Below are 12,591 nucleotides of genomic sequence, written 5' to 3' on the forward strand. Positions count from 1 at the left end.
CCCTTTTTTGTGTATGTCACCTATTCACTAAGAAGATTGTTTGGTTAGTGTGTCTTTTTGCCTTTGCTCCACAAGGCGATCTAAAGAAACATATACAATACCTGCAACTACACATCCTACAGCTAAAATTGTAAATAGAAAGTGACCAAGTAATCGATCTAATAAAAAACCGCCCAAAAGTGGACCAAATGCGCTTCCTGTAATCCACTGCAAACTTGCAGCTCCCATATAAGTCCCTCTCAAATGCTCAGGGGCCAAATTTGCTACAAATGTCATCTGTACAGGCGACATAATCATCTCACCTAACGTATATATAGCATAAACGAACAGTAGTATTATTAAAATAATTGTAGCATTTGTATTAAATTCTCCAAACCACTTCGGTAACCACCCTATAAAAAATAATCCAATCCCGAATAAACATGCACCATATAACATCGTCTTCCCGACTGGTTTATCCGTAGCCCATTTTGAAATTTGAAATTGGAATAAAACAACTAATAGTCCGTTTAACGCCATTAAATATGGATATGGATTATTCGTTCCAAAAATATGCTTCATTTCATTATCAAAATGTAGTGGCAACATGCCTTCGGTTTGAGAAAACCCCATCGAAATGATAATGCCTGCTAATAAGTAAATCATTAATGCCTTATCTCGCATTACAATTTTCCAAACTGCCCCAGCTTCCTTTTCTTTATGTTCTTCCTTATCTGTCCTTTTTGGCATCGTCTCTTGAATAAGAAGTAATACAAGTAACGCATAAAATAGCATTGTAGAAGAGGCAATAATAAACACAAGGTTCTTTGACAACACAACTACTGATGCTCCCATTATCGGACCAATCGCAGCACCTATATTGTGTCCCATTCGTAATAAACCATATGCCTCTGTTCTTTTTTCTGGTGCCGTTACATCCGCGACCATAGCTGATGCAGCTGGATGAAATAAAGAATTACTCAACCCTAAAAAAATAGATAAAATTGCATATGGAATAAATCCTTCTATAAATAGAAAACCGAGCATTAATAATGCATTACTTGCCATAGAAAATATCATAATAGGCTTTCTTCCATATATGTCAGCAATTCTCCCTCCTATAAGTGATCCAAAACTTGCAGCAATTGGAGAAAGCGCCATAATAACCCCAACTTCCAACAACGAATCTACCTTATCTTTTAAATATAATGCAAAAAAAGGCATTAACATCATCATTGCAATTCCATTTAACGTCTCTCCAATAAATCGAATCCATACGTTACGGTCCATCTCCCTTAACTCACGCCACGTATTTTTCATCATTTCACCCCTTTAGTTAGCCAACAATTATCTTATAATAAGTTCAGAAAAATGTAAATTTTCAAATAAAAAAATCCATTCTAACAGAATTAGAATGGATTTTTTCGCTTATAAATTCGCAACATCTTCTTCTTTTTTACTATTATTTAAAGCACTATGTTTTCGGCTATATAAGAAGTAAACCGCTATACCAATAACCATCCATATCCCAAAACTAATCCATGCTGTCCCCGATAATTGAAGCATTAAGTATAAACAGAAAATCACTGTTAATGCTGGTAAAAATGGTACAAGCGGAGCCTTAAATGCCCTTGGTAAGTCTGGATGAGTTCTTCTCATTACGATTACCGCAACAGCTACGAGTGCAAATGCTGACAATGTCCCCATATTTACAAGATGTGCTAAAACATTTAAATCTATTAATCCTGAAATCAGTGCCGCAATAATCCCCGTTGTCCATGTATTTAAAAATGGCGTTTTAAATTTTGGATGAACTTTAGCAAGACGCTTCGGTAGTAAACCATCTCGGCTCATCGCATAAGAAACACGAACTTGCCCATACATCATAACTAGCATTACTGTTGTAATTCCTGTAATTGCTCCTACTGAAATTACCCCCGCTAAACCATCTTGTCCAATAAATTGAAGTGCAAAAGCAACTGGATCTGATATATTTAGCTGTCCGTATGGAACAATTCCTGTCAAAATAAGCGAAACAACGATATAAAGAACTGTACAAATTAATAACGATGCAATAATACCAATTGGTAAATCACGTTGCGGACGTTTCACTTCTTCTGCCGCTGTTGAAACTGCATCAAATCCTATAAATGCGAAGAATACTGTAGCCGCTCCAGCCATTACACCATCTAAACCAAATGGCATAAAAGGCGTCCAGTTTTCAGGTTTCACATAATTAAAACCAGCAAAGATAAAAATAAGAACAACTGCTATTTTAATAAATACCATAATGTTATTTACTCGTGCACTTTCACGAACACCCCTAGATAAAAGAACTGTCATCACTAAAATAATTAGAACTGCAGGTAGATCAATTATTCCACCCTTACCTGTACCAGGAGCCGAGGAGAGAATAGTCGGAATATGAATTCCAAACCCCTTTAATAAAGATTGAAAATATGCAGACCAACCGTTCGCTACAGCAGATGTAGCAAGTAAATATTCCAGCATTAAGTCCCAGCCAATTAAAAATGCGAATACTTCCCCCATCGTCGCGTATGTATACGTATACACACTGCCCGAGACAGGAACTGAAGAAGCAAATTCAGCATAACAAAATGCAGCAAAGGCACAAGCTAGAGCGGCAATCGCAAATGATAATATAATAGCTGGCCCAGAATGTTTCGCTGCCACAACACCCGTTAGAACAAAAATACCAGTTCCAACAATTGCTCCGATTCCAAGCATAGTTAAATCTAGCGCGCCCAATGTTCTTGCTAACGTTTTTTGCTTACTTTCTTGCATTAACTTTGCAATTGGCTTCTTTTGAAAAATTTGCTTCATCTTTCACCCCTCCAAGTTTTAAATTTTCTGAAAATTTTTAATTCGCTTTTTTATTTTACTCATTACGCTTTTCCTAGTCAATACTTTTGTCGAAACAAGTAGAAATTCTTCTGAATATGCACAATCCTTATTATTCTTTCTATATATCTTTCCATTATTTTTTTGGTATTATTATACATGTCGATTCCGTAAAAAAGGCATGCCCCCTTATTGAGAGCATGCCTTTTTTACTTATTTCACAGTATATGAACCTTGTTCAATCCAGCTATACATATACTTTTCATCTTCTGTTTCATGTGCTTGTTTTACAATACGAAGCGGACGGAATGTGTCTATCATAACAGCTAATTCAAGCGTCTCTTTCTTCCCTATACTTGCCTCTGTTTTCCCCGGATGCGGTCCATGGGGAATCCCGCTCGGATGAAGTGTAATAGAACCTTCTTCCACACCTTTGCGACTCATAAAGTTTCCTTCTACATAGTAAAGAACTTCATCACTATTAACATTACTATGATAATATGGTGCCGGAATTGACTCTGGATGATAATCGTATAAACGTGGTACGAAAGAGCAAATAACAAAATTATGTCCTTCAAATGTTTGATGTACTGGCGGTGGCTGATGAATGCGCCCTGTAATTGGTTCAAAATCCTCTACATTAAATACCCACGGATATAAATAGCCATCCCATCCCACAACATCTAACGGGTGGTGTCCTAAAACATGTTTATGCATATAGCCTCTTGATTTTGTCATTACGACAAACTCGCCTTTTTCATCATATGTCTCTAATTTTTCTGGACCACGAAGATCTCTTTCACAAAACGGACTATGCTCTAACAATTGTCCGTATTCATTTCGATAACGACGCGGCGTTGTAATTTGGCTATTCGCCTCTACAACAAGAAACTTAGTCTCTCCTTCATCTGGAATAACACGATAAATCGTTCCAATTGGAATCGTTACATAGTCGCCTTTTCTATAGTGAATCGTTCCAAACATCGTTTCAATTTTCCCTGTTCCATAATGAACAAATAACATTTCGTCGCCATCACCATTACGATAGAAATAATCCATTTTTTCTGTTGGACTCACTACTCCAATTAATAAATCTTCATTTCCAAGTATGAAATTCCGTCCACTTATTGCATCACCACTTTTTTTACTTTCTTTCGTTCGAAAGTGGCGATGAGAAAGAGCAACATCCTCTTCATACTGCAACTGACAAGAATGCGATAATGCAGAATGACCTACTTCTGTCGGCATATAATGATGATACAAAATAGACTGCGTACCAGAAAAACCTTTTGTTCCCATTACCTGTTCACGATAAAGCGATCCATCTTTTTTACGAAATTGTACATGTCGTTTATGAGGTAGTTCTCCCATGTGACGATAAAACATGCCCATCACCCGCTTCCTTTTCTTTTTTGATCGTATTACGTAGTGTACCTAAACCAGTAATCGACAGTTCTACAACATCTCCATCTTGTAGCCACTCTTCTGTACCCAGTTCTAAAATACATCCTGTTCCTACTGTCCCAGAACCAATCACATCTCCTGGATATAACGTAACGTCCTCTGAAGCACGTTCAATCATTTCAGCAAATGTATAGTAAATATCTTGGAAGTTTCCTTTTGATAATAGTTTTCCATTTACATGAGCAGTCATTTCTAAATTATATCGATCACCATTACGATAAACGTCTAATTCCTCTTTCGTAACAAGATGTGCTCCTAAAGAAGTTGCAAAGTCTTTTCCTTTCGCTGGACCGAGACCTACTTTCATTTCTGTTGCTTGTAAGTCTCTCGCACTCCAGTCGTTCATAATACAATAACCAAAAATATATTCCTCTGCTTGCTCACGAGAAATATTTCGCCCTTCTCTTCCTATTACGCAAGCAATCTCCAACTCATAATCAAGCTTTTTAGACTTTTTCGGACCAATTACAAAATCACTGGAACCAATTACAGCACGATGATTAGTAAAATAAAAAACCGGAATATCATACCATTCAGGCACAACATCTAATCCTCTTCGTCCGCGAGCTGTTTTTACATGTTGTTCAAATGCGTAAAAATCTCGAATACTACTCGGATTAGGAAGAGCAGCTGTCAATTGTACTTCTTCTAAAGCATATATACCCTTATTTGGATTCTTAATATTCCGCACTACTTCTACATACTCATCCGCTTTCTCTAAAAAAGCAATCATAGAAGAAGGGATTTTCCCTTCACTAGCAAGATTCATATCTATTACTTTGTCACCTTCAAGCCATCCAGCCCGTAGTTCTTTTGAAGGAAGACGAAATGTAACAAATTTCATCCTGATTCCTCCTTATAAAAATGAAATTTCCACCAGCAAAGGGACTTTTGCTGGTGGATATAAATCTTATAAGTTTCCGCGACGCTCTTGTTCTCTTTCAATTGATTCGAATAACGCTTTAAAGTTTCCTTCACCAAATCCACGAGAACCTTTACGTTGAATGATTTCAATAAATAAAGTCGGGCGATCTACAATTGGTTTCGTAAAGATTTGTAGTAAGTAACCTTCATCATCACGATCTACTAAGATCTTTAATTCTTTTAACTTATCAATTTCTTCATCGATTTTTCCAACTCGTGCAGTTAACTCATCATAATAAGTATCAGGTGTATCTAAAAACTCCACCCCATTTGCACGAAGCGCTTCAACTGTTTTAACAATATCACTTGTTAATAAAGCAAGATGTTGTACACCAGCTCCATTATAGAATTCTAGATACTCTTGAATTTGTGACTTTCTCTTTCCATCTGCTGGTTCGTTAATAGGAAACTTAATACGACTTCCATTCGTCATAACTTTCGACATTAACGCCGAATACTCTGTACTAATATCGTCATCATCAAAATGAATCATTTGTTTAAAGCCCATAACATTCTCGTAATAACTAACCCACTCTTCCATTTTTTCAACATTACCAACTACATGATCAACAGCAATTAAACCAGACTCTTCAAATGGAATATTAAATTCTACCTTTTGGAATCCTGGCATAAATGCCCCTTTATAATTTTTACGCTCTACAAGCGTATGAATTGTATCACCATACGTACCAATAACTGCTTTTTTCAATGTACCGTCCTCATCTGTTAATTCCTGCGGTGGAGCAATTGCGACGGCACCACGTTTCACTGCTTCTGAGTATGCTTTATCAACATCATCAACAAGTAGTGCCACATCCTTCACGCCATCACCATGAGTCTTTACAAACTCTGCAATACGATTTTCACTACTTAAAGCTCCAGACACAACGAAACGCATATTTTTTTGCACAAGAACATAAGATACCTTTTCACGGTTTCCAGTTTCTAATCCAGAGTAAGCCACAATTTTGAATCCGAACGCTCTCGCAAGATAATAACTCGATTGCTTCGCATTCCCTACGTAAAATTCCAAATGATCTACATCACGTACTGGAAAAAAGTCCTCCATTTGTGCAGCTAGCGTATCCATAGATTTTTGTTTCATAATATCTTCATCCCCCTGTAAATAGATTAAATGGTCCATACTTAAAACCAACCGAAAACGCTTCCAACATTAATTAATAGAAATTAGTTAGCAAGCTAACAAATTCTGACCTTTAAAATTTTCTATCTTTTCTGTCAAATTCCTCTTTTTTTCTTACATATAAAATTCGACTTTTTTCTCTTTGAAATAAAGCGGGATTTTATTCAGTGGATTTTTGATTATTCGTTGAATCAAGTTTCAACCGCAGCGTTTAATTAGCCATGAATGCTGGATAATGAGGTAACTTTAATACTTGAGGGGATATAAGAAGAATATAAAAAAGACTCCAACATATTAACTACTTACTAATACGTTAGAGTCTTTATTTTTTTTGAATGATTGTATTTATATATCTCATACTAATACATTTGCAAGGAATAGAATAAATGATGTTAATATTACTGCTCCACCTAAGGATCCTAATAAATCTGTTTTTGTTACTTGAAACACTTGTTCACTGTTCATATCCCTCATTCTCCTTCCTTTTTTGCTTGATTTAAAACTTCTATTATACTAATACACTTGATAAAAATACGATTAATGCTGTTAATACTACCGCTCCACTTGCTGATCCTACGAAGTCACCTTTTGTTACTTGTAATACTTGCTCTTTCATATCTTTCATTCTCCCTTCTTTTTCTTTTGTTACAAAGCTTCTATTATACTAATACGCTTGATAGAAATACGATTAACGCTGTTAATACTACTGCTCCACTTGCTGATCCTACGAAGTCACCTTTTGTTACTTGTAATACTTGCTCTTTCATATCTTTCATTCTCCCTTCTTTTTTTCTTTTGTTACAAAGCTTCTATTATACTAATACGCTTGATAGAAATACGATTAACGCTGTTAATACTACCGCTCCACTTGCTGATCCTACGAAGTCACCTTTTGTTACTTGTAATACTTGCTCTTTCATATCATTTATCCTCCCTTTTTATAAGTTATCTATATGTAATTTCTAAGAAATGTTTATTTCATAGTTTTTATGTTAACGTTACATTAATTTTGATAACGTAACGTTTGTAACATTAATGTAACATAACTATTATTACGTTGCAATATAATTACGTAAAATTTATTACACTTTTTTTACGTTTTTTTATAATAACCCTCAAAAACCTTTATTTAATGCGTTTTTCACTAAGTTCACGTTTGTAACATTCGTGTAACATTACAGTCATAAAGTGAAATGTAGTCATATTCCTCTCTATTTTTGTTATAAATCGTTTATTTAGTGACACTAAACCTATCTAATCTTTTACTTACTTTTAATATGAGATAAAATACCGTCTTTCCAAGATAAGTTTATATGTTTCCTCTATATAACTATGTATAATGAAAACAAAGAGGTGGTCATTTTGAAATTAATCGCATTAGATATGGATGGTACACTACTATCATCTAATCTTGAAATCTCCAAAGAAAACCTACAAGCAATCCAAACTGCACAAGAAGCTGGTCATATTGTAATGATCTGTTCTGGTCGTGCGAAAGAGGATGCTTTAAAGCTATTGGAAGAATATAAATTATCTCTTCCAGTCGGAGCAAGCAATGGGGCTATTGTTTATGTGGATGGAAAAGTAATTAACTCGCGTTGTATACAAAACGACAAAGTGTACAAACTTGCAAAATTACTAGAATCTGAAGGTTTCCCATATAAGCTATATACGAATAAAGGAGTTTATTCTCCATATACATGGCAAGATCAAGTGATGCAAGCATTCGAAGAAAATAAGCATGCGCTTGATGTTACATTAGAGGAACTTGAACGAATTACAGAAAAGCAAAAGAAATCGAACCTAATTACTGATTTCAAAAAAATAGAAGATGTTGTAAATAACCAAGAACTAGAAATATCTAAATTCTTCATTTTAACGTTTAATGCAGCGCATCGCGCACAACTATTAAGTATATTACAAGAAGATGCTGATATTATGGTTACAGCATCAGCTCCTACTAACTTAGAAATTATGGATAAGAATGGACATAAAGGAAACGGGATACAGCAGATGGCAGCTCATTTTAATATCCCTATTGAAGATACAGTTGCTATTGGTGATAATTTTAATGATGTACCGATGTTAGAAGTAGCAGGCTTATCTGTTGCAATGGGCAACGCTGAAGAAGATGTAAAAAAGCTATGTGATGTTGTAACACTAACAAACAATGAACATGGTGTTGCTCACGCAATCGAGCAATTTGTATTGAAACAAACTTCATCTAGTAAATAAAAAAGGACTCTTTCAATTTGAAAGAGTCCTTTTTTATACGTGATGACAAGCAACAAAATGCTCTGCACCAACATTACGGAATTCTGGTACTATTTTTTTACAAACATCCGTCGCAAATGGGCAACGTGTATGAAAACGACAGCCCGAAGGTGGATTTGCTGGACTTGGAATATCCCCTTCTAGTATAATTCGCTCTCGCTTCACTGTTGGATCTGGTATTGGAACAGCTGATAACAATGCTTTCGTATAAGGATGTAGCGGATTGGTAAATAACTCATCACGCGGTGCTGTCTCCACAATCGTACCTAAATACATAATTCCGATTTTCGTACATAAATGTTCTACTACACTTAAATCATGCGAAATGAATAAATAAGATAATCCCTTTTTCTCTTGTAACTCACTAAATAAATTAATAATTTGTGCTTGGATAGATACATCTAGTGCCGCCACAGGTTCATCAGCTACAATAAATTCCGGATTTAATACCATAGCTCTTGCGATTACGATACGCTGACGTTGTCCACCAGAAAACTCATGGGGATACCGGTCAATATGATAAGGAGCTAACCCACATAACTCCAATACTTCAATTACCTTTTCACGAACATTTTCTTTCGTCGCTAATCCGTGGGCCAACATTGGCTCTCCAAGCGCTTCTCCAATTCTCATTCTCGGATTTAATGAGCTAAATGGATCTTGGAAAACGAGCTGCATATTAGGGCGATGTTTTCTTAATTCATCCTTGGATAAAGAATGAACATCTTTCCCTTTAAACTTCACTTCTCCCTCCGTTTTTTGAACGAGGCGTAAAATTGTTTTTCCTATTGTTGTTTTTCCGCTCCCTGATTCGCCAACGAGACCAAACACTTCACCTTTATTAATAGTAAAACTTACTCCATCAACCGCTTTTACATGCCCAATTGTTCTACTAAATACGCCACCCTTAATTGGAAAATATGTCTTTAGATTTTTCACCTCTAATAATGGTTCACTCATTGTTCCGCACGCTCCTCATATAGCCAGCAAGCTACTTTATGATTTTCATCATTTACATTTAGATTTGGGGCTTCTTTTCCACATATTTCCATACAATGCTCACAACGCCCACTAAAGTAGCAAAACTCACCTAAACCAACTAAATTCGGAACTTGCCCTGGAATAGAATATAGTTTATCTATTCGTTTTCCCATTACTGGTTTTGATTTCAATAATCCTTTCGTATAAGGATGTTTTGGATTTTGGAATATCTCTAGTACTGGGGCTTCTTCAATAACTTTCCCGCCATACATAACGACAACATAATCAGCCATTTCCGCTACGACACCTAAGTCATGTGTAATTAATAAAATCGACGTTTTAAATTCTTCTTTCACTTGTCTTAGTAGATCCAATATTTGAGCCTGAATAGTAACATCAAGAGCTGTTGTTGGTTCATCCGCAATTAATAACTTAGGATTACAACTAAGTGCAACAGCAATCATAATACGTTGTAACATCCCGCCGCTCAGTTCATGCGGATAAGAATGGACGATTTCATCAGCGCGGGCTATGCCAACTTTACGAATTAACTCAATTGCCTTCTTATATGCTTCATTTTTACTAAGTAATTCATGCTCCCTTAACGTTTCTACAATTTGCTCTCCTACAGTGAAGACGGGGTTTAGCGATGTCATCGGTTCTTGGAAAATCATCGCAATATCATTCCCTCGTAAACTACGAAGCTCTTTCTCTTTCATTCCTAAAAGACTTTTTCCTTCATATAAAATATCTCCACCTACTACACTGCCTGATTCAGCAATAAGTCCCATAATAGATAACGCCGTTACACTTTTTCCACAACCAGATTCACCTACAACACAAACAGTTTCACCTTCTCGAACAGAAAAACTAACATGATTCACAGCTTTTACTGTCCCTTCTTCTGTCTGAAAGTGTGTTTGTAAATCTTTCAGCTCTACTACCGCTTTACTCATATCTCCTCACCTACCGTCTCATCTTTGGATCTAATGCATCACGAAGTGCATCACCAAGTAAATTAATTGATACAACTGTTATAAAGATTGCAAAACCAGGCGGAATCCATAACCATGGACGCTTTTGGAAATCGATTAATGAGTTAGCTGCGCTAATCATGTTCCCCCATGATGGTGTAGGTGGAACGACTCCGAGACCTAAGTAACTTAGTGCGGATTCACTTAAAATAGATCCAGCCACACCCAAAGTTGCTACAACAATAAGTAATGGAAAGACGTTAGGGATTAAATGATGAATAATTTTCCGAGAATCCTTTAATCCTAATACGTCCGCCGCTTGCATAAATGCTTGTTCCCGCAATGTTAAAATTTGCCCCCTCACAAGACGGGCAAGTCCTGGCCAACCTACTAAACTTAAAATAATCATTACAACATATAACCGGTATTCTGATGGTAATTTCCATTCTGATAAAATTGCTCCCATTATAATAAGTAGCGGTAATCCTGGAATAGACATTAACACATCTGCAACACGCATAATTAGATGATCTACAATTCCTCGATAAAAGCCAGCAATGGCTCCTAACAGGGCACCCAATATAACGGATAGTAACATCGATGCTAGGCCAATTGTTAATGAAATACGGCCTGCTTGCATAAGTCTAGTTAAAATATCTCGTCCCAACTGGTCTGTTCCGAGCCAATGCGACAGGCTGGGTGGTTTATTAATTTGTGTTACTTGCACTTTCCCCTCAGCATACGGTGAAAAGAATGGACCAATAAAACTAAATAAAAACATAAATATTAAAACGTATAATCCGAACAACGCCATCTTATTTTTCTTTATCTTTCTATACGCTTGGCGCCACGGTGATGATTCATTTCTTTGTTTCTTTTCTTCCTTTTTCTTTATTGTTGTTGTAATAGTCTCCATATCTTTCCCCCCCTACTTCAGTCGAATTCGTGGATCAACAAGCGCATACACAATGTCCGCAAAGAAATTTGCCATAATTGTTAAACATGAAAGAAACATCGTAAATGCCATTAATACCGTATAATCACGGAAGTTTAATGCTTCTAACTGAATACTCCCAATCCCTGGCCAATTAAAAATCTGTTCAATAATAATAGCCCCTGAGAATAAACCTGGCAATTCAAAAGCGAGTAATGTAATTGCTGGCAAAATTGCATTTTTTAATGCATGTTTATAAATAACTGTTCTTTCTTTTAAACCTTTTGCACGTGCAGTACGAATATAATCTTGTCTTACAACATCCAGCATTCCCGTTCTAAAGTATCTTGTTAATGACCCTACACCAAGAAGCGTTAAAATAAATACCGGCAGGATCATATGACGTAATACTTCTAATATGTATGTAATACCCGTCGAGTTACTTCCAATATCAATCATGCCACCAATTGGTAATAAATTTAAATCGACCGCTAATAATTTAATCAAAAATAGACCTATAAAAAATGATGGAAATGACATTGCGGCAAAAACACCAATTGTTACGAGTCTATCAAACCATGAATGCTGTTTTGTCGCTGAAACAACACCAATAATAAGAGCGATAATCCAAGTAAAGAATAAAGCTGTAACTGCAACAATAAATGTATTCCAAATGAACTTATTAAGTAATGATGTCACTGGTTCTTGATATTGTAATGAGAATCCAAAATCGCCGTGTAATGCATTAACTAACCAATGAAAATACCTTTCAATAATCGGTTTATTTAAACCGTACAACTCTCTTAATTCTTGAGCTCTCTCTGGTGTTAATTTTGGATTTGAATCGATATAATCACCCGGTAAGAGTGCAAATAAAAAAAAGATAATAATAGACGTACCAAACAATGTAGGAATCATTTGTAGAAACCTACGAATGATATATGTTTTCACCTTTTGTCTCCCCAATCCTATTTACTTAAAAATAGAAGAACATTTTTTCAAAACAGCAGCTATTCTTTTGCTGTATGAAAAAACGTCTTCTATTATTTAGGTCA

General features: G+C 35.9%; 14 protein-coding genes. 1 reads left to right on the forward strand and 13 read right to left on the reverse strand.

Annotated features, from left to right (window positions below; all coding sequences use genetic code 11):
• Nucleotides 1-27: 27 nt before the first annotated feature.
• The 9 genes from GBN91_RS25260 to GBN91_RS25300 form a co-directional block, all read right to left on the reverse strand.
• Nucleotides 28-1,299, reverse strand: a complete 1,272-nt coding sequence (locus tag GBN91_RS25260; RefSeq protein WP_049108565.1) for an MDR family MFS transporter — start codon at nt 1,297-1,299, stop codon at nt 28-30.
• A gap of 108 nt (nt 1,300-1,407) precedes the next feature.
• Nucleotides 1,408-2,823 carry a branched-chain amino acid transporter BcaP gene (gene bcaP, locus GBN91_RS25265; RefSeq protein WP_000809361.1) on the reverse strand — a complete coding sequence of 472 codons (1,416 nt, stop codon included), beginning with the start codon at nt 2,821-2,823 and terminating at the stop codon, nt 1,408-1,410.
• Nucleotides 2,824-3,054: 231 nt separating this feature from the next.
• Nucleotides 3,055-4,227: a homogentisate 1,2-dioxygenase gene (locus GBN91_RS25270; RefSeq protein ID WP_013141710.1), complete on the reverse strand. Its 1,173-nt coding sequence runs from the start codon at nt 4,225-4,227 to the stop codon at nt 3,055-3,057.
• The gene (locus GBN91_RS25275) at nt 4,193-5,149 is read right to left on the reverse strand and encodes a fumarylacetoacetate hydrolase family protein (RefSeq protein ID WP_000674004.1); all 957 of its coding nucleotides are present in this window, start codon (nt 5,147-5,149) and stop codon (nt 4,193-4,195) included. The genes GBN91_RS25270 and GBN91_RS25275 overlap by 35 nt, the downstream gene beginning before the upstream one ends.
• 66 nt (nt 5,150-5,215) lie before the next feature.
• Nucleotides 5,216-6,334, reverse strand: a complete 1,119-nt coding sequence (hppD, locus tag GBN91_RS25280) for a 4-hydroxyphenylpyruvate dioxygenase (RefSeq protein WP_000810922.1) — start codon at nt 6,332-6,334, stop codon at nt 5,216-5,218.
• Nucleotides 6,335-6,727: 393 nt separating this feature from the next.
• Entirely contained in the window at nt 6,728-6,838 is a 111-nt protein-coding gene (locus GBN91_RS25285) for a DUF3948 family protein (protein ID WP_001083690.1), read from the reverse strand.
• A gap of 43 nt (nt 6,839-6,881) precedes the next feature.
• Nucleotides 6,882-6,989 (reverse strand): DUF3948 family protein, encoded by a 108-nt coding sequence (locus tag GBN91_RS25290; protein ID WP_000664237.1) that lies wholly within the window; start codon nt 6,987-6,989, stop codon nt 6,882-6,884.
• A 43-nt stretch (nt 6,990-7,032) separates the two neighbouring features.
• The gene (locus GBN91_RS25295) at nt 7,033-7,149 is read right to left on the reverse strand and encodes a DUF3948 family protein (protein WP_000654250.1); all 117 of its coding nucleotides are present in this window, start codon (nt 7,147-7,149) and stop codon (nt 7,033-7,035) included.
• A 36-nt stretch (nt 7,150-7,185) separates the two neighbouring features.
• A complete protein-coding gene (locus tag GBN91_RS25300; RefSeq protein ID WP_000664237.1) occupies nt 7,186-7,293 on the reverse strand; it encodes a DUF3948 family protein in 108 nt (35 codons plus the stop codon).
• A gap of 442 nt (nt 7,294-7,735) precedes the next feature.
• Between GBN91_RS25300 and GBN91_RS25305 the strand changes: the two genes are divergently transcribed.
• Entirely contained in the window at nt 7,736-8,608 is an 873-nt protein-coding gene (locus GBN91_RS25305) for a Cof-type HAD-IIB family hydrolase (RefSeq protein WP_000766421.1), read from the forward strand.
• A gap of 33 nt (nt 8,609-8,641) precedes the next feature.
• Here the strand turns inward: GBN91_RS25305 and GBN91_RS25310 are convergent, their stop codons facing one another.
• From GBN91_RS25310 to GBN91_RS25325, 4 genes are read right to left on the reverse strand one after another with little or no spacing between them, the layout of a single operon-like run.
• Entirely contained in the window at nt 8,642-9,607 is a 966-nt protein-coding gene (locus GBN91_RS25310; protein ID WP_001294518.1) for an ABC transporter ATP-binding protein, read from the reverse strand.
• On the reverse strand, nt 9,604-10,584 hold the full coding sequence (locus GBN91_RS25315; RefSeq protein WP_061113659.1) for an ABC transporter ATP-binding protein: 981 nt from the start codon (nt 10,582-10,584) through the stop codon (nt 9,604-9,606). Before GBN91_RS25315 ends, GBN91_RS25310 begins: the two co-directional genes overlap by 4 nt.
• A 10-nt stretch (nt 10,585-10,594) precedes the next feature.
• Nucleotides 10,595-11,518, reverse strand: a complete 924-nt coding sequence (gene opp4C / locus GBN91_RS25320; RefSeq protein ID WP_152122604.1) for an oligopeptide ABC transporter permease — start codon at nt 11,516-11,518, stop codon at nt 10,595-10,597.
• 12 nt (nt 11,519-11,530) lie between these two features.
• The gene (locus GBN91_RS25325; protein WP_152122606.1) at nt 11,531-12,487 is read right to left on the reverse strand and encodes an ABC transporter permease; all 957 of its coding nucleotides are present in this window, start codon (nt 12,485-12,487) and stop codon (nt 11,531-11,533) included.
• Between the last annotated feature and the right edge of the window lie 104 nt (nt 12,488-12,591).

This window comes from Bacillus sp. B1-WWTP-T-0.5-Post-4, from assembly GCF_009183795.1.
Taxonomy (GTDB): domain Bacteria; phylum Bacillota; class Bacilli; order Bacillales; family Bacillaceae_G; genus Bacillus_A; species Bacillus_A cereus.